Origin of the sequence: Enterobacter cloacae complex sp. 397G4 (assembly GCF_050031515.1) — a bacterium.
Classification (GTDB): domain Bacteria; phylum Pseudomonadota; class Gammaproteobacteria; order Enterobacterales; family Enterobacteriaceae; genus Enterobacter; species Enterobacter hormaechei_C.
In genome coordinates this window covers 3,104,126-3,124,627 of sequence record NZ_JBLGWE010000001.1, presented here as the reverse complement: position 1 = coordinate 3,124,627, position 20,502 = coordinate 3,104,126, and the positions used below count along the sequence as shown (strand labels likewise).

The following is a 20,502-nucleotide window of genomic DNA, read 5'->3' as shown; positions in this document are numbered from 1 at the left end:
AATCAGGTAGGGGTGTTGTTAGAAAGTGAATGTTATGAAGAACGATGATTACCTGGGCAGGTAATCATCGTTAAAGCAAATATTAAGCAATCCTGCACGCATCCGCTTCCCAGCGATAACCCACGCCGTACACCGCGCGAATAAACGACTGGTCGGCGTCCAGTGCCTCCAGCTTGCGGCGCAGGTTTTTGATGTGACTGTCGATGGTGCGGTCGGTCACTACGCGGTAATCGTCATACAGATGGTTGAGCAACTGTTCGCGGGAAAACACTTTTCCCGGCTCGTGGGAGAGCGTTTTCAGCAGGCGGAACTCCGCTGGGGTAAGATCCAATAGTTTGCTGCGCCAGCTCGCCTGGAAGCGGCTTTCGTCGACGATCAGCGGGCTTTGCGCATCCAGCACCTGCAATTCACGCTGTGGCTTACAGCGGCGGAGGATGGTTTTCACCCGAGCGACCACCTCCCGCGGGCTGTAAGGCTTGCAGATGTAATCGTCGGCGCCGATTTCGAGCCCCAGCAGACGGTCGATCTCTTCGATTTTGGCCGTCACCATCACGATGGGCACATCGGAGAAACGACGAATTTCCCGGCACAGGGTCAGGCCGTCGGTACCCGGCAGCATCAGATCCAGTAGGATCAGATCCGGCGGCGTCTGGCGCACGTAGGGCAGCACCTGGTCGCCGTGGCTGATAAGCGTTGGCGCGTAACTTGCGGCACGCAAATAGTCGATCAGCAGTTGTCCAAGTTTAGGCTCGTCTTCCACGATCAAAATACGCGGTGTGTTGTCGTCAATCGGTAACTCGGTCATGCTTCCCTCGATAAATCCCGTTCCAGAGGTAACTCTACTGTAATGCTAACCCCGCCAAAAGGCGAATGGGCGGCGCGGATGGTGCCGCCGTGGGCCTCAACAATGTTAACGCAAATCGCCAGCCCAAGGCCGGAACCGCCGCTGGCGCGGTTGCGTGAACCTTCGGTGCGATAGAAGCGCTCGAACAGTTTTTCCAGCTGCGCATCTTTCACGCCAGGGGCGGAGTCCGCAAAGGTCAGGGCAAAGCGCCCGTTTTCCTGCCTGCCGGAGATATGCAGCGCGCCGCCGCCGTCGGTGTAGCGGAGGCTGTTCTCCAGCAGATTATTGAACAGCTGCATCAGGCGATCTCTGTCGCCAAATACCACCGCGCTGTCCGGCAGCGAGAGGTTGATTTTCAGGTCACGGCTGGCGAAGCGCTCGCGGAATGCGCCGGTCACGACTTCAAGGATATTGATCACGTCGACTGGGGCTTTCTGGTAGGCCAGGGCGCCTTCGTCGGACATGGAAAGCTGATGCAGATCGTCCACCAGCTTGGTCAGCGTGCCGACTTCCGCCTGAAGCGAGGCCACGGACTCGGGGGTGAACTGTCGCACGCCGTCCTGAATCGCCTCCAGCTCGCCGCGCAGCACCGCCAGCGGGGTGCGCAGCTCGTGCGAAATGTCGGCCATAAAATCGCGGCGCATCTGCTGGTTTTTTTCCAGCGTGCTGGCGAGCTGGTTGAAGTCCTGCGCCAGCTTGCCCAGTTCATCCTGGCTGCGGGTGTCCACGCGGGTCGAGAAATCACCCGCCGCCAGCTTGTGCGTGCCTTCCACCAGGCGCTTAACCGGCGCCAGCAGGCCGCGCGCCAGCGGGAAGGTGGCGAGCGCCGCAAGCAGGGTAGAAAGCGCGACAATCAGCCAGCTGGTCTGACGCTGCTGGCGGTCAAAGTTGATGTCGGTGTTGCGCGTCAGCCGCTCGACCGGCGAGGCGATAACCCAGCCCACCGTGGCGCCGTTAGAGGTAATGGCGCGCTTTGTGCCGTCCGGCGGTACCGGAGAGCGTGGTCCAACGAGCACGCGCATCTCCTGATCAATCACCCAGAACTGGGTGCGCCAGCCGTGCGGCGGCATGCCCGGCCCCGGGCGGTCGTCGTCATTATCGTGCTCCAGCGATCGCAGGATTTGAAACACAAAGCGATCGTTATTGCGCAGAAAACGCCAGTTACCGTGCAGGCTATACTGTTCGCCCAGCGCGTCGCTTAAGCCCTGTAGTCGCTGTTCGTTACCGTGCTTAATGTAGTCAATAAAGCCGCGCTCAAAGCTGACCCGCACCGCCCAGTGCATGGTAATCAGCAGAACGATACAGGTGGCGAAAATCGCCACAAAAAGCTTACCGGTGATCCCCGGACGCCAGAATTTCATGGTGCACTCCTTTTGCCGCGTCGGATCACGACGTTTTTGGTCGTGTCATTCGGTACTCTGGCAAAGATAAAAGCGGGCAGGGCGATAATTACCGCCATGCTGAGGTAAGTGTATAAAAAGACCTGATGCGCGACGGGGGTGTCGGCGCTGAGATGGTGCTGACCGTACATGCCGAGCAGCAATCCGGCGACCGTGACCCCCACGCTCATGGAGAGCTGCATGATCATCGACAGCAGGCTGTTACCACTGCTCGCCAGCTCGTCCGGCAGATCTTTCAGCGTCAGGGTGTTCATCGACGAGAAGCGCATGGAGTTGATGATCCCCTGGCAGAACAGCACCAGCGGCAGGATGTAGTACCAGCCCAGCAGCGCCACGGCCATAAACAGCAGGCAGACCAGCGCCAGCCCGATCGTGGCGGCCACCAGCACCCGGCGATAGCCGAAGCGGTTCACCACCTGCACCACAATACGCTTCATCCCCATGCTGCCGAGCACCATCGGGATCATCATCAGCCCGGCGTGGAACGGCGAGAAGCCCATCCCAATCTGTAAAAACACCGGCGTCATAAACGGCAACATGCCGCTGCCGCTGCGTCCGGCAAAGCTGCCGAACAGACCAAGACGGTAGGTGGGATTCCTGAACAGATTCAGGCTGAACAGCGCGTTAGCGTTGCCTCTGGCATGCCACAGATACCAGAGAATCGCGGTGATCCCCAGCGCCACCAGCAGGGCGAGCGACAGGGAGGAGATCCCCAGCCCTTTTTGCCCGTCGAGGGCCAGGGTGAGCGTCGCCATGCCAGCCGCCAGCAGGATAAAGCCAACGAAATCAAAGCGCCGGGTCTGCATTTTATAGTTCGGCATCAGCGTCAGAGTGGCAATCGCGCCGATAATACCGACCGGCAGGTTGATCAGGAAGATCCAGTGCCAGGAGGCATACTCCACCAGAATCCCGCCCAGCGCCGGGCCAAGCAGCGGGCCGACCTGACCGGGCAAGGTGACGAAGGTCATCGCCGCCATATACTGCGTGCGCGGAACAATTTTCATCACCGTTAACCGCCCGACGGGCACCATCATCGCGCCGCCGACGCCCTGTAGCACGCGCGCCATCACCAACTGGTCGAGGGTATTGGCCTGGGCGCAAAACAGCGACCCGGTGGTAAACAGCACAATGGCGGTGAAGAAGATGTTTCTCACACCGACTTTATCCGCCAGCCAGCCGCTGGCGGGCAGCATCACGGCGACCGTCAGCACGTAGGCGACAATCACCATATGCATGTGCAGCGGGCTCTCCCCCAGGCTTTTCGCCATCGAGGGAAGGGCGGTGTTCACGATGGTCGTGTCCAGCGACTGCATAAAGAAGCCGAACGCGACGATCCACAATTGCCAGCGAACGTTACTGGGTAGGTCGGTCATTTACTCGGTCACCGTGGTTCTCTTTTTACGCGAAAAACGCAGCCGCAGTCGGTCAAAGAACAGATAGACTACCGGCGTGGTGTAGAGCGTCAGCAGCTGGCTCATCACCAGGCCGCCGACAATCGTGATCCCCAGCGGCTGGCGCAGTTCAGAGCCGTCACCGCCGGATATAACCAGCGGTAGCGCACCGAACAGCGCGGCCAGCGTGGTCATCATGATCGGGCGAAAACGCAGCAGACAGGCCTGGAATATCGCCTCGTCCGGCGTCAGGTTGCCGTTACGCTGGGCGTCCAGGGCAAAGTCGACCATCATAATCGCGTTTTTCTTCACAATACCTATTAATAGCATGATCCCGATGAGCGCGATTAGGCTGAACGGGGCACCGAACAGCTCCAGCGCCAGCAGCGCCCCCACGCCCGCAGAAGGCAGCGTGGAGAGAATGGTCAACGGGTGCACATAGCTTTCGTACAGCACGCCCAGCACGATATAAACCGTGGCAATAGCCGCCAGTATCAAAATGACCTGCGAGTTCATGGTGTCCTGGAACACCTGCGCCGTACCGGCAAAGCTGCCGCGCACGGAGGAGGGCACCCCGAGCTGGGTCATGGCGCGGTTGATGGCGTCGCTGGCCTCAGACAGCGACGAGCCGGTTGGCAGGTTAAACGACACGGTCGAGGCGGCGGAAAGCCCCTGGTGGTTCACCGACAGCGGCGCGTTCGACGGCTGCCAGCTGGCGAAGTACGACAGCGGGATCGCCTTGCCGTCATTATTGATCACAAACATCTTGTCCAGCGCGCTGATGTCCTGGGTGTAGCGCGGATCAACTTCCATCACCACCTTGTACTGGTTCATCGGCTGATAGATGGTGGAGACTTCACGCTGCCCGAAGGCGTTGTTAAGCAGGCTGTTGGCCGCTTCAACGTTAATGCCCAGGCGGGACATGGTTTCGCGATCGTAGGTGAGCGCCATCTCGGCGCCGTTATTCTGGCTGTCGGAGTTCACGTCCGCCAGCTGCGGCAGCGCGGCCAGCGCTTTACGGATCTTCGGCTCCCACTCGCGCAGGGCGGCTAAGTCATCTGAGAGCAGGGTGTACTGATAGCTGGCGTTAGCCTGTCGTCCGCCGACGCGGATATCCTGAACGGCCATCAAAAACAGATTTGCCCCCGGCTCTTTGGCAAGCTTCAGCCGCAGGCGGTCAATGATCTGCTGCGCCGTTTCGTGACGTTCACCGCGCGGCTTAAGGGTAATAAACATCATCCCGCTGTTAACGCGTGAGCCGCCGGTAAAGCCGGTGACGTTATCCACGGCCGGATCTTCCCGGATAATTTTCATAAAGTCTTGCAGTTTGCCCCGCATCGCCTGGAACGAAATACTCTGGTCCGCCTGAATACCGCCCATCAGCACGCCGGTATCCTGCTCCGGGAAGAAGGTTTTCGGGATGGTGATATACATCCAGACGTTGAGCACAATGGTGCCGATCAGCACCAGCCCGACAAGACGCGTGTGGTTCAGCACCCATTTCAGCGATTTGCCATAGCCTGACTGCATCGCCATCAGGACGCGGCCAAAGCCTTTCCTGCGCGGCTGCGAGTGCGGTTGGCTGCGCTTTAGCATCCAGCCGCACATCATCGGCGTCAGCGTCAGCGAAATCACCAGGGAGATACCGATGGCGACGGAAAGCGTGACGGCAAATTCGCGCAGCAGTCGCCCCGGCAGGCCGCCCATCAGCAGCAGCGGCAGGAATACCGCCACCAGCGACAGGCTCATGGACAGGACCGTGAAGCCCACTTCGCGCGTCCCCTGAAGCGCCGCCTGGAGCGGCTTCATGCCCGCTTCCAGATGGCGCGAGATATTCTCCAGCACCACGATGGCGTCATCCACTACAAACCCGGTGGCAATCGTCAGCGCCATCAGCGACAGGTTGTTAAGACTAAACCCACACAGGTACATGGCGGCAAAGGTGCCTATCAGCGATACCGGAACCGCCACCGCCGGGATCAGCGTGGCGCGCCCCGAGCGCAGGAACAGGAACACCACCAGGATCACCAGCGCGACGGAGATGATCAGCGTTTGCTCTACCTCCTCAAGCGAGGCGCGGATGGTAGGGGAGCGGTCCTGCGCAATCTGGAGGTCGATGGCCGCCGGAATCGTTTCCTGAAGCTCCGGCAGGCGCGCGCGGATGCTGTTCACCGTCTGGATGATGTTGGCTTCCGGCAGTTTGCGGATCATCAGCAAAATCGCCGGTTTGGCGTTAGTCATCCCGGCGTTACGCACGTCCTGCACCGAATCGGTGACGCTGGCGACGTCGCTCAGGCGCACCGCCGCACCGTTGTTGTAGTGAATAATCAACGGCTGATACTCGGCGGCGGTTTTCAGCTCGTCGTTGGTCTGGATCTGCCAGCGGTGGCTGTTGTCCTCAATCGCGCCCTGCGGCTTACGCACGTTGGCGTTGCTGATGGCGGAACGCACGTCGTCCAGCGATACGCCCTGGTTAAACAGCGCCTGCGGATTCAGCCCCACGCGCACGGCGGGCAGAGAGCTGCCGCCGACGTCCACGTCGCCCACGCCGTCAATCTGGGCGATGGTTTGCGCCAGCTGGGTGGAGGCAAAATCATACAGCTCGCCCTGGGAGTAGGTCTCTGACGTGAGCGTCAGGATCATGATCGGCGCGTCGGACGGGTTAGCCTTGCGGTAGGTTGGACGGCTCGGCATGCCGCTTGGCAGCAGGCTTTGGGCGGCGTTTATCGCGGCCTGCACGTCACGCGCCGCGCCGTTGATGTCCCGGTCGAAGTTAAATTCCAGAATGATGCGCGTGCTGCCCAGCGAACTGCTGGAGGTCATCTCGTTAACCCCGGCAATTCGCCCAAGCGAGCGCTCAAGCGGCGTCGCCACTGATGACGCCATGGTCTCCGGCGAGGCACCCGGCAGCGAGGCGCTGACCATGATCACCGGGAAATCGACCTGCGGCAGCGGGGCCACCGGCAGCAGCCGGAAGCCCAGCACGCCGCACAGGGTAATAGCGACGGAGAGTAAAATCGTCGCCACCGGACGGTAAATGAAGAGGGCGAAAAACTTCACTTACGCCTCCTCTTCACGTTTCGGGAAGCGGCTTTTCGTCCACAGGGCCAGACGGTCAAACAGCAGGTAGATAACCGGCGTGGTAAACAGCGTCAGCACCTGGCTCACCAGCAGGCCGCCCACCATCCCGATGCCCAGCGGACGGCGCAGTTCGGCCCCCACGCCGGTGCTCAGCATCAGCGGCAGCGCGCCCAGCAGGGCGGCGAGGGTGGTCATCAGGATCGGACGAAAACGCAGCAGACAGGCCTGGTAAATGGCCTCGCGCGGCGCCATACCCTGCTCGCGCTCGGCGGCCAGCGCAAAGTCGATCATCATGATGGCGTTTTTCTTCACAATGCCGATAAGCAGGATGATGCCGATGATCGCAATGACGTCCAGCTCGCTCCCCGCCAGCATCAGCGCCAGCAGCGCCCCCACGCCCGCCGTCGGCAGGGTGGAGAGGATGGTGATCGGATGGATAAAGCTTTCATACAGCACGCCAAGCACGATATACATCGCCACCACCGCCGCGACAATCAGCCAGACGGTGCTGCCCAGCGCGGCCTGGAACGCCAGCGTACTGCCCTGGAACTGGGTCTGAATATCGGACGGGAAGCTGAGTTCTTTCTCCGCGCCCAGAATGGCCTCCACCGCTTCGCCCAGGGAATAGCCGTCCGGCACGTTGAAGGAAATGGTGGTGGACGGGAACTGATCGAGATGGTTAATCGACAGCGGGGTGTGACGCTCTTCCACGCTGGCAATGGCGCTGAGCGGCACAATCCCGCTGTCTTTGCTGGTCAGGCGCACCGTGTCCAGCGCGGCCAGCCCGGGCGTGTTCTCGGTGTTATGTTCCAGCACCACGCGATACTGGTTGGCCTGGGTATAGATGGTGGAGATCAGGCGCTGGCCAAAGGCGTTATACAGGGCGTTATCCACGTCGGACATGGTAATGCCCAGACGGCTGGCGGTGTCGCGGTTGACGTTCACGTACGCCGCCAGCCCTTTATCCTGCCAGTCGCTGCTGACGTCAGAAACCTGCGGCAGTGCTTTCAGCTTGTCCACCAGCTGCGGCACCCAGGTGCTCAGTGCCTCAAGCGAGGTGGCCTGGAGCGTAAACTGGTACTGCGTGCGGCTCACCTGCGTATCAATGGTTAAATCCTGGATCGGTTGCAGATACAGCTCAATGCCCGGCACGCGCGCCACCGCGCTTTGCAGGCGTTCAATCACCGCGTTAACGCGATCGTCGCGGTCATCGAGCGGTTTAAGGTTAATTTGCAGGCGCGCGCTGTTGAGCGACGGGTTGGTGCCGTCCACGCCCACGTAGGCAGTCAGGCTTTCCACCGCCGGATCTTTCATGATGATCTCAGACACCTGCTGCTGGCGCTGCGCCATGTTGGCGAAGGAGACCGTCTGCGGCGCCTGAAGCGTGCCCTGAATAATGCCGTTGTCCTGAATCGGGAAGAAGCCTTTCGGAATGAAAATCCACAGCATGACGCTGAGCGCCAGGGTGCCGAGCGCCACGCCGAGCGTTGCCCACGGATGGTTCAGCACTTTCGCCAGCACGCGGCCGTAGGCGGCGATAATGCGCTCGAACATCCGCTCGGAGGCGCGCGAGAAGCGGTTTTGCTTGCGCAAGGACTCGTGGCTCAGCATGCGGGCGCACATCATCGGCGTCAGCGTCAGCGACACCACGGCAGAGATCAGAATGGCGACCGCCAGCGTCACGGCAAACTCGCGGAACAGCCGCCCGACGATATCGCCCATAAACAGCAGCGGGATCAGCACCGCAATCAGCGAGAAGGTGAGCGAGATAATGGTAAAGCCAATCTCCCCCGCGCCCTTCAGCGCGGCGGCTAACGGCTTTTCACCTTTCTCGATATAGCGCGAGATGTTCTCGATTACCACGATGGCGTCGTCCACCACAAACCCGGTGGCGATGGTGAGCGCCATCAGCGTCAGGTTGTTAATCGAGAAGTCGAGGAACACCATCACCGCGAACGTTCCGACCAGCGAGAGCGGCACAGCGACGGCGGGAATGATGGTTGCCGGGACGTTGCGCAGGAACAGGTAGATGATCATCACCACCAGCGCAATCGCCAGCATCAGCTCGAACTGGGTGTCGGTCACTGACGCGCGAATATTCGTGGTGCGGTCAGAGAGCACCTTCACGCTGACCGATTTCGGCAGGCTTTCCACCAGCTGCGGCAGCATGGTGCGAATGCTGTCGGCGGTATCAATGATGTTCGCGCCCGGCTGGCGCTGAACGTTCATGACAATCGCCTGCTGCTTATTGGCCCACGCCCCGAGCCAGCTGTTTTCCGCGCCTTGTTCAACGGTTGCCACGTCGCCCAAACGGATCGGCGCGCCGTTCTGGTAGGCAATGATCAGCTGACGGTACTCATCGGCGGACTGCATCTGGTCGTTGGCGGAGAGCGTGACCGCGCGGGTCGGGCCGTCCAGCGAACCCTTCGCTGAGTTGACGTTGGCGCTGCTGATGGCGGTGCGAATGGTTTCGCTGGTTAACCCCAGCGCGGCAATGGCCTGGGCATTCAGTTTGACGCGCACGGCGGGGCGTTGACCGCCCGCCAGCGTCACCAGCCCCACGCCGGTCACCTGCGAAATCTTCTGCGCCACGCGGGTTTCAACCATGTCTTCCACCTGGGTCATCGGCATGGCGGAGGAGGTGACGGCAAGGGTCATGATCGGCGGATCCGCCGGGTTGACCTTGCTGTAAACAGGTGGATTCGGCAGGTCAGACGGCAGCAGGTTTGTGGCGGCGTTAATCGCGGCCTGCACCTCCTGCTCAGCGACGTCCAGCGACAGCGTGAGCTGGAACTGAAGCGTGACGACCGAAGCGCCACCGGAGCTCTGGGAAGACATCTGCTTCAGGCCAGACATCTGGCCAAACTGACGCTCCAGCGGGGCGGTGATGGCGGACGTCACCACATCCGGACTGGCGCCCGGATAGAGGGTGACAACCTGAATGGTCGGGTAGTCCACTTCCGGCAGCGCCGACACGGGCAGAAAACGGTAGCCAATGATCCCGGCCAGCAGGATCGCCACCATCAGCAGGGTCGTCGCAACCGGACGTAAGATAAACAGGCGTGATGGCCCACCTGTAGAGCTCGGCGGCATCACCTGCATCAGGCTTTTGCTCCTGTATCCTGCGCTTCCACCACCTCGACCTGCGCCCCTTCGGTCAGACGGTCAATACCGTCGGTCACGACGCGGTCGCCAGCGGACAGCCCGGCGCTGATCACCACCGTCTGGCTGTCCTGGATGCCGGTTTTCACCAGGTGTTTGCTGACCTTGTTTTCGCTGTTCAGCACCCAGACAAAGTTGCCTTCACTGCCCATTTGCAGGGCCGCCGTCGGGATCACTACCGCGTTTTCTTCGGTCGCGACCAGCATTCGCGCGTTGACGAACTGATTCGGGAACAGGGCATCGTCCTGATTGTTGAAGCGTGCTTTTAGCTTAATGGTGCCGGTGGTGGTGTCGATCTGGTTATCCAGGCTCAACAGCGAACCTTCGCTCAGCTTCTGCTTGTTGGTGCGATCCCAGGCTTCAACCACCAGCGCTTTTCCGGCCTTCTGCGCCTGTATCACCGTCGCAATGTCGCTTTCCGGCAGGGTAAAAACGAGATCGATAGGATGCGTCTGGGTGATCACCACGATGCCCGTGGTGTCGCCGCTGGAGATTTGGTTGCCGATATCAACCTGTTTCAGGCCCACGCGGCCGTCAATCGGCGCGGTGATCCGGCTCCAGTCGAGCTGGAGCTGGGCGCTGGCGACCGCGGCTTCGTCGGCCTTGATGGTGCCCTGAGATTCACTGACCAGAGACTGCTGGGTGTCCAGCTCCTGGCGCGACACGAGGTTGGTTTTTACCAGCTGCTGATAGCGGGCTAAATCGCGGCGGGCATTGGCGAGGGTGGCTTTGTCTTTCGCGAGCTGCCCCTGCGCCTGCGCCAGGGCAACCTTAAACTGGCTTGGATCGATTTCCGCCAGCAGATCGCCGGCTTTTACCTGCTGACCTTCCTGGAAATGGATGGCCATCAACTGACCGTCCACGCGGCTACGTACCGTCACGGTGTTGGCGGCGGTGATGGTTCCCAGCCCGGAGAGATAACGAGGCACCGCTTTATTCACCGCCGTTGCCGCCTGCACCGGTGCCAGCGCACCGCCGCGCATAGCGTGGCGCCCACCGCCCGTTGAGCGTTGTGAGGGGCTATTAGCGCCAGCAGGTGCCGTGGAGTTCGCGGACTGGCTGTGCCAGTACCAGGCGGCGGCCAGGACCACCACAATCAGACCAACGGCGATTGCCCAGCGGGATTTGTTACTGCCTTTCATCGTTATACGTTCTCATCCTGAAACTCTTTCGGGGAATGATACTAGTTTAGTCAGCTAACACAGCGGAAAAATGGAGGAAATATGGAAGACTGTCGGGAATTGTCTGAGTGTGGCGCTGCGGTTTCGCCTTCGCCGGGTGGCGCTGCGCTTACCCGGCCTACGGTTGGAGGATCTTGTAGGCCGGGTAAGGCGAAGCCGCCACCCGGCACAACCCCATTAGCTAAACACCACCTGCGCCCAGCGCGCCAGCCCTGCCGTAACGGAGCCAAAGTCATCGCCGCCGGCAATCGGGATCCCCGGCAGCTGTTCCGCCAGCGCTTTCTTGATCAGCGGCGAACGGGCGCTACCGCCAGTCAGGTAAATTACGTCCGGCTTCACGTTGCCGTTCTCAAGCGCCAGTTGCACCTGCTCCAGAATACGCTGAAGCGGCTGAGTCAGCGCCATTTCCAGCCCTTCCTGAGTGATAGCCGTAGCCAGATCGTCACTGATAAACGGCAGCGAAACCGCATGCTCTGGACGATCGGAAAGGGCAATTTTGCTCTCTTCGGCGGTGCGCACCACCCGGTAGCTCAGACGCTGACGCCACACCTTATACAGAAGTGCGACCTTCTCTGCATCCTGCGCATCACGCACCAGATCGTTGAGGAAACGGCCATTCGCGGTGCTGTAAAAATCACTCTGGGCAGGGACGTCGTTGATGGCAATCGCGTTCCACCACGGCAGGATAGGCAGGGCGATGCCTTTCTCGGTTTGACCGCCCATGCCGAGCAGCGGCATCAGGCTCTTGAAGGCCAGGGCAATATCAAGATCGTTACCGCCCACGCGGCAGCCGCTGTGCCCCAGCAGACTATTTTCACGATCGCGACGGTGATGCCACTGGGGACCCATCAGCAGTAATGAACAGTCCGTCGTACCGCCGCCGATGTCCACCACCAGCACCCGTTTCTCTTCCGTCAGCGTGGCTTCAAAATCCAGCCCCGCCGCAACCGGCTCATACTGGAACACCACGTCACGGAAGCCTGCCCGGTGCGCTGCACGCTCAAGGATCCCCTGCGCCTGCTGGTTGGCTTCGTCGCCGCCCAGCCCCTGAAAGTTAATCGGACGGCCAATCACCGCCTGGGTGATGGCATCCGGCACCTGGGACTGCGCCTGATTGCGGATGTGCAGCATCATCGCGCAGACCAGATCTTCAAACATCGCCACCTGCTGCGGCTTCAGGCCGCTGGCGCCGAGGAAGGATTTCGGCGATTTAACGAAGTAGACCTCTTCCGGGTCTTCAATGTACTGCCCGAGGGAAGAGAGGCCGAACTGCACGCTGGACGGGGTAACGTCGATATCTTCCTCGCGGTTAAAGCTGACCGCACGGCGCAGCAGCGCTTGGGTCTCCGCCGCCGTGGCCGGAACCTGATGGTGGCGGAACAGCCACTCGCTCACCGCTTCACGCGTGGGCGCACAAAGCATTGACGGCAACAGCGTACTGCCGTTTTCCATTTTCAGGAGCTGCGGTTGTCCATTTTGCATTATCGCAACCGAGCAGTTTGCGGTGCCGTAGTCGAATCCAATAAACACAATAAATCCCCATGCCGGTGAGAAGGGGCGAGACTTTAGCGAAATGTCTGCCAGGCGACAACAGGAATATGAAAGCAAGGCGCAAGGCGATCTTTCGGTTTATGCTGAGGTAAATACAAAAGGAGAGACGATGTACACCCTGAACTGGCAACCGCCCTACGACTGGTCGTGGATGTTTGGCTTTCTTGCCGCGCGTGCGGTCACGGGGGTTGAGACCGTTACGGAGGATTACTACGAGCGCAGTTTTGGCTATGCCGGGCACCATGGCGTTTTCCGGGTTACGCCAGACAGCGCAACCCCTACGCTGGCGGTGTCGCTCAGCCCTGGCCTGATCCCGGTGGCGGATATCTGCCTCGACCGCATCTCCCGCCTGTTTGACCTCGATTGCGACCCGCTGCACATTGCGCAGACTCTCGGCGAGCTCGGCGCGGCGCGGCCGGGCTTACGTTTGCCCGGCGCGATGGATGCATACGAGCAGGGCGTGCGCGCCATTCTCGGGCAACTGGTGAGCGTGGCGATGGCGGCAAAACTGGCGTCACGGGTGGTGGCGCTGTGCGGTGAACCCATTGAGGATGCGCCGGGCTATCTCTGCTTTCCTCCGCCAGAGGTGCTGGCCGCGGCAGATCCGCTGGCGTTGAAAGCCCTCGGGATGCCGCTCAGGCGTGCGGAGTCGTTGATTCATCTGGCGCAGTCGGTGGTGGACGGTGAATTCCCGCTGTTCCCGCCTGCGAACGTTGAGGCCGGGATGAAGGCGCTACAACAGCGCCCCGGCATCGGGCGCTGGACCGCGAATTATCTGGCCCTGCGCGGCTGGCAGGCGAAGGATGTTTTCCTGCCGGATGACTATCTGATTAAACAGCGCTTTGCCGGTATGACGCCCGCGCAGATCCGTCGCTATGCCGAACGCTGGCAGCCGTGGCGCTCGTATGCGCTGTTACATATCTGGTACACCGACGGCTGGTCGCCGTCAGTTGATGGCGAAATAGCTGGTATTCAGCAGTAGATCAAGCGGCTGCGCTTCCCCGATGGTGTCGCCGTAAATAAAATCAACGCCGATGCCCGACAGCGTATCCATCATGATCGACTGATGGCATGGCCCGGCAATGGTTTTTATGCCCAGACGCTGGGCGTGGCCCTGAATGATTGTCACCATCATCTCATCCATCAGATTGCCGTGGACGTTGGTCACCATGTCTGTATCCAGCAGCAGATAATCGGCGGTGTTGGCGCTGAGCTGGCTGAAGACGTTCATATCGCGTCCGACCCGGGTCAGCACCACGCGACAGCCGGCCTGACGAAGCTTTTGCAGACCCTGCTGCACGTTTTCATCCGTATTGCTCAGCACATCAACGGCGATCGCCAGATGCAGCAGCCGCGCCGGCAGCGGACCTCTGGTGATCAGGTCGAGCAGCTCATCCACCAGCGTGACGCTGGCTAAACCCGCCTCTGAGAGCGGCAGCACGACGCCCATTCCTTTGGCCGCCACCTGTGCGGCATAGGTACGGAAAAATTCGCTGAATATCCGTCGGTCCAGGGCGTGCAGCAGCTCCGGTTCCGCCAGCCCGGCGCGGAAGGCATGCTCTTCCAGCACTTCCCCCTGGCTGGTCCACAGCCGCAAGGAAATCAGCCAGAAGCTACTGCTCTCGGGAATGCGCGGCGAGGCGACGCTGCGGGCGATCATCAGCAGATGGTTATCTTTAATCATGTGCCACTGCTCATCCAGCGACATCATGCTGCGCGTGCTGTGGATCCGCTCCTGCTGGGGTTCGTAGACGGTGACCACGCCGCGCCCGCTGTTTTTCGAGGCGTAGCAGGCGATATCGGCCTGAGACATCACTTCCGCAGCCTGGTAATTGGTGTCGTCAATCAGCGTAATCCCCGCGCTGGCGCCAATGCGGTGCAGGCGTCCTTCCCAGGAAAAATGATAGTTGTTGATGGCGTCGATCAACCGGCCCGCAATATAGCGTGCGCTTTCGACGTTGCAGTCCGGCAGCAGCAGGCCAAACTCGTCGCCGCCCAGACGCGCCAGCACGTCGCTGGAGCGCAGCATGGTCAGCATCAGCGAAGAGAGTTCGCGCAGGAGAGCGTCGCCCGCCGCGTGGCCTGCCGTATCGTTCACCGCCTTAAAACGGTCAAGATCGATAAAGACCAGCGCGTGACGCTGATGGGTCTCCTGTACCGTCTGCAACAGGCGCTTAAGATGGTTTTCAAAGCTGACGCGGTTCGCCAGGTGGGTAAGGGCGTCATGGGAAGCGCTGTAGCTCAGCTGGCGCAGCATTTTGCGCGACTCGGTGACGTCCTGAATCACCAGCACCGAGCCGATGGTGTGTCCTTCCAGAGTGCTGAGGGGGGTTATGCTGTAATGAATGTCGAAACTGCCGCCATTGCGGCAGTTAAGCACCACATCCTGTTCGATATCGGTACGGGACATATCGCCGCTGTGGATGTTTTCCATTAACGGACCGTTCTCGCCGAAGGTAATGTGTAGCACCTTCAGAATGGGCTGACCCAGCGCTTCGCTTTGCGACCAGCCGCTCATCTTCTCGGCGACCGGGTTCATAAAGGTGATGTTCATGTCGATGTCGGTACACAGCACCGCTTCGCCGATAGAGTCGAGGGTGATATGCAGGCGCTCTTTTTCCTGGAACAGCGCCTCGTTCAGCTGCTTCACCTCGGTCATATCCATGTTGATCCCTAACAGCCGCTCCACTTCGCCCTGTTTGTTCAGCACCCGGTTCGCCAGCGAACGAATGTGGCGAATGCCATCCTTGACGCGAATGCGAAATTCCAGCTTGAAAGGTACCCTGGCCTGGAGTGACTCACGCAGGACCTGTTCGGCGTGCGTACGATCTTCAGGCACCATGGCCGCATGCCAGAGCTGCCAGGTGGGTTTAATGTGCGAGGGGATCTCGTACAGCTCAAACATCCGTTTATCCCAGCTGATTACGTCCGGCTCGAGATCCCACTCCCAAATCCCGATTCCGCCGGCTTCGTTAGCGAGAGTGATACGCTCCATCAGACGCTTATTCACCCACTCGGTCTGTTTCAGATCGTTGATGTCTTCAATCTGGGCAATAAAGTAGAGCGGGGTGCCGTCGGCATGGCGCACAACGGAGACGGCCAGCAGCGCCCACACCACCTCGCCGCTGCGGGTGTAGTAGCGTTTTTCGAGGGTGTAGGTGTTGATCTCGCCGTGAATCAGCTGTTGCAGCTGCTCCAGGTCGGTATTTAAATCTTCCGGCCAGGTTAACTGCTGGAACGTGAGCGACTGAAGCTCGGACTGGCTGTAACCGAGGAAATTGCACAGAGCCTTGTTGGCCTGGAGCCACTGGCCCTCAATGCCCACCAGCGCCATACCAATCGCGGAATACTCCATCGCATTGCGAAAACGTTCTTCGCTTTCCGTAATATGTTTACGCTCGGCCCGGAAGGCATACATCACCATCGTCATAATGTTGGCGGGGAGCAGCATCATCAGGAAGGGGAGCCACGGCGCGTTGAAGGTGACGATCATGGTGGAGGGCGTCATGGAGAGCGGATTTCGCGCCATCATCAGGGACACCATCATGATGGTGAATAAAAATATCAGGAACGCTTCCATACGCGGCAGACGGACCGCGCTCCACATCAGTAGAACGATAATGCAGGTGAATGGCCACGGCAGCCAGGTGATTGCCGTCCAGCTAAGAACCAGCGTGACGACCAGGGTCACCAGCGTTTCCAGCAGCAGTTTCGGGTTTCGGTGGCGCAGCAGGTAATGCGGCTTAAACAGCAGACCTAACGGCACCAGCGCCAGTGCGCCAATGGCTTCTGAAAGTACCCAGACAAGGAAATTACGCAGCGGCTCCGCGCTCGGCACCAGAAAATGAACCAGAACGCCCCCCACCAGCGGCGGCACCAGGGCACTGCCGAGGGCAAGCCGGACCCAGTCGTTGAGGTTTTGCAGCGGATTATACCAGGGGAGCAGCTTACGCAGTAACAGCGCGCCAACCGTGGCCTCAATGATATTGATCGCCGTGTAGGTGATGTTGAGCGATGCCCATGAGAAGAGCATCCACGAGGCAAAAATATTGCCAAAGGAGCAGGCGAGCGCAATGCCGGGCCACATTTTTCCCGCATGGCGGTAAAACGCCACCATCATAATGGAAGTCGGGAACCATAGTGGCGCCAGCAGCGTACCGAAGCGAGTCAGCTCGAGGGAAAATAAGGTGAAGATGAACGTGACCAGACCCAGACAGACAAGCCGCAGTAAAGGATGTGGGGTAGTAACCAAAACCCGCTGGTATTGTTTATTCATTACCGCTCTATCCAGGGACGCCATGTTGTCAGGAGCCAGGTCCGGACGCGTGAAATTAATAATTTGGTTTATGCTAGTACAAACATTTTACAATTCATATGCTGAGTGGTCAGATTTTGACTTCATAGACTTATAAAATAGTTACTCTGCGAAGAAGGGTGATGAAATGGCGAAAAACCGCGCGTAAAAATTTTGCTAAAGGCGTGAAACGGCGCTTTTCAGCCCGCCTCGCATAACCTGCGCATTCGACTGGTATCACGCCCCCGAAATCCCTATAATTGCCGCGTTTGACGCTCCGGCGTCGTCCTTCCTTACATCCAGGTTAATCAGGTCGCTAAATTTATGACTGATAAGTCTCATCAGTGCGTCATCATAGGCATCGCCGGCGCATCGGCTTCAGGTAAAAGTCTTATTGCCAGTACGCTTTATCGCGAACTGCGTGAACAAGTGGGTGATGAGCATATCGGTGTTATTCCCGAAGATAGCTATTACAAAGATCAATCCCATCTTTCGATGGAAGAGCGCGTAAAAACCAACTACGACCACCCCAGTGCGATGGACCACAGCCTGTTGTTCCAGCATCTGGAAGTGCTGAAGCGCGGCGAGGCGATTGAGCTGCCCGTCTACAGCTACGTGGAACATACCCGCACCCAGGAAACGATCCGTATCGAGCCCAAGAAGGTGATTATCCTTGAAGGGATTTTGCTGCTCACCGACGCCCGTCTGCGCGAATCTATGAACTTCTCGATTTTCGTCGACACTCCGCTGGATATCTGCCTGATGCGGCGTATTAAACGCGACGTTAACGAACGCGGCCGCTCCATGGACTCCGTGATGGCGCAATATCAGAAAACCGTTCGCCCGATGTTCCTGCAATTTATTGAGCCTTCGAAACAATACGCCGATATTATCGTGCCTCGCGGCGGTAAAAACCGTATTGCCATTGATATCTTAAAAGCGAAAATCAGTCAGTTTTTTGAATAAGCCGTGTGAATTGTGTACCGTTCAGAGATAACCTGGTTTTGCCCTGACGCCGTAAGGCTTCAGGGCGCGATGCACGAAAGGAGAAAGTGCCATGCGTCTTTGTGACCGCGATATAGAAGCCTGGCTGGATGAAGGCCGCCTGTCTATCACCCCGCGTCCGCCGGTTGAGCGTATTAACGGCGTGACCGTCGATGTGCGTCTGGGGAATAAATTCCGCACCTTCAGCGGCCACACGGCACCGTTTATCGACCTCAGCGGGCCGAAAGACGAAGTCAGTGCGGCGCTGGATCGCGTCATGAGCGACGAAATCGTCATCGAAGAAGGAGAGGCGTTTTATCTCCATCCTGGCGAACTGGCGCTGGCGGTGACCTTTGAATCGGTCACGCTGCCTGCGGATCTGGTCGGCTGGCTTGACGGACGCTCTTCCCTGGCGCGTCTGGGCCTGATGGTGCACGTCACCGCGCACCGTATCGATCCGGGCTGGTCTGGCCGTATCGTGCTGGAGTTCTTTAACGCCGGTAAATTGCCGCTGGCGCTTCGTCCGGGAATGATGATTGGTGCGTTGAGCTTTGAACCGCTGACCGGCCCGGCAGACCGTCCTTATAACCGCCGTCAGGACGCAAAATATCGCGACCAGCAGGGTGCGGTTGCCAGTCGTATCGATAAAGACTGATCTGTGAGTTCACTGAGGAAGCCATGAGAAGAGTTCTGACAACGCTGATGATTTTGCTGGTGGTGCTGGTGGCTGGCCTTTCAGCGTTGGTGCTGCTGGTTAACCCGAATGACTTCCGGGCCTATATGGTGCGGCAGGTGGAAGCGCGCAGCGGGTATGAACTCAAGCTGGACGGGCCGCTGCGCTGGCACGTCTGGCCTCAGCTCAGCATTCTCTCCGGACGTATGTCCCTCACCGCGCCGGGCGCCGCGCAGCCGCTGGTCACGGCGGATAACATGCGTCTTGATGTCGCGCTCATCCCGCTCTTATCCCATCAGCTCCAGGTTGAACGGGTGATGCTGAAAGGGGCGGTGATTCAGCTTACGCCGCAAACCGAAGCCGTTCGTCAGGCGGATGCTCCGGTCGCACCGCGTGAAAACACCTTGCCTGACGTCCCCTCTGACACCGGCTGGTCGTTCGATATTGGTAATCTGAAAGTGGCTGACAGCGTGCTGGTTTTCCAGCATGAGGATGACGAACAGATCACCGTACGCAATATCAACCTCAGGATGGAGCAGGACGCCAACCATCACGCCACCATGGAGTTCTCCGGGCGGATCAACCGCAATCAGCGCGATCTCAACCTGTCGATGAACGCGAACGTGAACGCCTCTGACTATCCGCACCAGCTGACGGCGGACGTTCAGCAGCTTAACTGGCAGCTGACCGGCGCGGATTTACCCGCGAAGGGGATTGCCGGCCAGGGCACGATGCAGGCGGTGTGGCATGAAGAGCGCAAACAGCTCGAACTGAACGCGCTCAACCTCCAGGCCAACGACAGTGCCCTGAAGGGGCAGGCGAGCGTCACGCTTGATGAGAAACCTAAGTGGGTGCTGGATCTGCAATTCGACAAGCTGAACCTCGAGAACCTGCTTCCGCCCCAACCGGTGAACGCGACCGATGAGGGAGCCACGCAGGTGGGGCAAAGCCAGGTCACGCAGTCGCGTCCGGTGATCTCCTCAAATCTCGATCAGCCTGACTACAACGGCCTGCGCGGATTTACCGCCGACATTCTGCTGAAAGCGAACAGCGTGCGCTGGCGTGGGATTGATTTTACTGACGTCAGCAGCCAGATGTTCAACCACAACGGCCTGCTGGTCATCTCCGAGCTCAGCGGAAAAATGGGAGCAGGGAACCTCTCCCTGCCGGGCTCGCTGGATGTACGCAAAGACGTTGCCAGCGCCGCGTTCCAGCCGCGTCTGGAAAACGTTGAGATTGGCACCATCCTGAAAGCCTTTAATTACCCGATTGCCCTCACGGGGCAGCTGTCGCTGGCAGGGGATTTCTCTGGTACGAAGATTGATGCGGACGCCTTCCGTCGTAGCTGGCAGGGGAAGGCGCACGTTGAGCTGAAAGATTCGCGCATGGAAGGGCTGAACTTCCAGCAGCTGGTGCAGCAGGCGGTAGAGCGCAACAGCAGCGTGAAAGCGAATGAAAACTACGACAGCGCAACCCGTCTGGACAGCTTTACCAGCGAGCTTGCCCTCGACAACGGTCAGCTCTCGCTGGACGACATGCAGGGGACTTCGTCACTGCTGGCGCTGACCGGAACCGGCGCGCTGGATCTGGTGAAAGAGACGGCAGACACCCGCTTCAACGTCCGCGTGAAGGCTGGCTGGGAAGGCGAAGGCCAGCTTGTGGAGTTCCTGAAAGAGACGCCGATACCGCTGCGCGTGTACGGAAAATGGCAGGAGTTGAATTACAGTTTGCAGGTCGATCAGATCCTGCGTAAGCACCTTCAGGATGAAGCGAAACGTCGGCTGAATGACTGGGCGGACCGCAATAAAGAGTCTCAGTCAGGTAAGGACGTGAAAAAGCTGCTCGATAAGCTGTGATGCCTGTTGTGCCGGGTGGCGGCTTTGCCTTACCCGGCCTACAAAAGCCAGACACCGTAGGCCGGGTAAGCGAAGCGCCACCCGG

The 20,502-nt window shown here is 59.5% G+C and carries 12 protein-coding genes; 4 read left to right on the top strand and 8 right to left on the bottom strand.

Annotation, left to right across the window (positions count from 1 at the left end; all coding sequences use genetic code 11):
• Positions 1 to 82 precede the first annotated feature (82 nt).
• From baeR to yegD, 7 genes are all read right to left on the bottom strand, one after another.
• Entirely contained in the window at positions 83 to 805 is a 723-nt protein-coding gene (gene baeR, locus ACQG1Y_RS15025; RefSeq protein WP_015572364.1) for a two-component system response regulator BaeR, read from the bottom strand.
• Positions 802 to 2,205, bottom strand: coding sequence for a two-component system sensor histidine kinase BaeS (gene baeS, locus ACQG1Y_RS15020; protein WP_015572365.1), 1,404 nt, complete (start codon positions 2,203 to 2,205; stop codon positions 802 to 804). The genes baeR and baeS overlap by 4 nt, the downstream gene beginning before the upstream one ends.
• A complete protein-coding gene (locus ACQG1Y_RS15015) occupies positions 2,202 to 3,617 on the bottom strand; it encodes an MFS transporter (RefSeq protein ID WP_426736784.1) in 1,416 nt (471 codons plus the stop codon). The genes baeS and ACQG1Y_RS15015 overlap by 4 nt, the downstream gene beginning before the upstream one ends.
• Positions 3,618 to 6,695, bottom strand: a complete 3,078-nt coding sequence (gene mdtC / locus ACQG1Y_RS15010) for a multidrug efflux RND transporter permease subunit MdtC (RefSeq protein WP_017693079.1) — start codon at positions 6,693 to 6,695, stop codon at positions 3,618 to 3,620.
• The gene (locus ACQG1Y_RS15005; RefSeq protein WP_033487322.1) at positions 6,696 to 9,818 is read right to left on the bottom strand and encodes an MdtB/MuxB family multidrug efflux RND transporter permease subunit; all 3,123 of its coding nucleotides are present in this window, start codon (positions 9,816 to 9,818) and stop codon (positions 6,696 to 6,698) included. It lies immediately after the preceding gene.
• The gene (locus ACQG1Y_RS15000; RefSeq protein ID WP_017693081.1) at positions 9,818 to 11,020 is read right to left on the bottom strand and encodes an MdtA/MuxA family multidrug efflux RND transporter periplasmic adaptor subunit; all 1,203 of its coding nucleotides are present in this window, start codon (positions 11,018 to 11,020) and stop codon (positions 9,818 to 9,820) included. Before ACQG1Y_RS15000 ends, ACQG1Y_RS15005 begins: the two co-directional genes overlap by 1 nt.
• A 216-nt stretch (positions 11,021 to 11,236) precedes the next feature.
• Complete coding sequence (yegD, locus tag ACQG1Y_RS14995) at positions 11,237 to 12,589, bottom strand: molecular chaperone (protein WP_017383266.1); 1,353 nt, start codon at positions 12,587 to 12,589, stop codon at positions 11,237 to 11,239.
• A 130-nt stretch (positions 12,590 to 12,719) separates the two neighbouring features.
• Between yegD and alkA the strand changes: the two genes are divergently transcribed.
• Positions 12,720 to 13,592, top strand: a complete 873-nt coding sequence (gene alkA, locus ACQG1Y_RS14990; protein ID WP_128771529.1) for a DNA-3-methyladenine glycosylase 2 — start codon at positions 12,720 to 12,722, stop codon at positions 13,590 to 13,592.
• On the opposite strand, the gene ACQG1Y_RS14985 is transcribed toward alkA, so the two are convergent.
• Entirely contained in the window at positions 13,557 to 16,886 is a 3,330-nt protein-coding gene (locus tag ACQG1Y_RS14985; protein ID WP_368740596.1) for a diguanylate cyclase, read from the bottom strand. The genes alkA and ACQG1Y_RS14985 overlap by 36 nt on opposite strands.
• A gap of 342 nt (positions 16,887 to 17,228) precedes the next feature.
• On the opposite strand from ACQG1Y_RS14985, the gene udk reads away from it, so the two are divergent.
• From udk to asmA, 3 genes are all read left to right on the top strand, one after another.
• The gene (udk, locus tag ACQG1Y_RS14980; protein WP_368740595.1) at positions 17,229 to 17,870 is read left to right on the top strand and encodes a uridine kinase; all 642 of its coding nucleotides are present in this window, start codon (positions 17,229 to 17,231) and stop codon (positions 17,868 to 17,870) included.
• Between the two features lie 91 nt (positions 17,871 to 17,961).
• Positions 17,962 to 18,543: a dCTP deaminase gene (gene dcd, locus ACQG1Y_RS14975; protein WP_006811250.1), complete on the top strand. Its 582-nt coding sequence runs from the start codon at positions 17,962 to 17,964 to the stop codon at positions 18,541 to 18,543.
• 23 nt (positions 18,544 to 18,566) lie between these two features.
• Positions 18,567 to 20,417, top strand: a complete 1,851-nt coding sequence (asmA, locus tag ACQG1Y_RS14970) for an outer membrane assembly protein AsmA (RefSeq protein WP_368740594.1) — start codon at positions 18,567 to 18,569, stop codon at positions 20,415 to 20,417.
• The last annotated feature ends 85 nt before the right edge of the window (positions 20,418 to 20,502 follow it).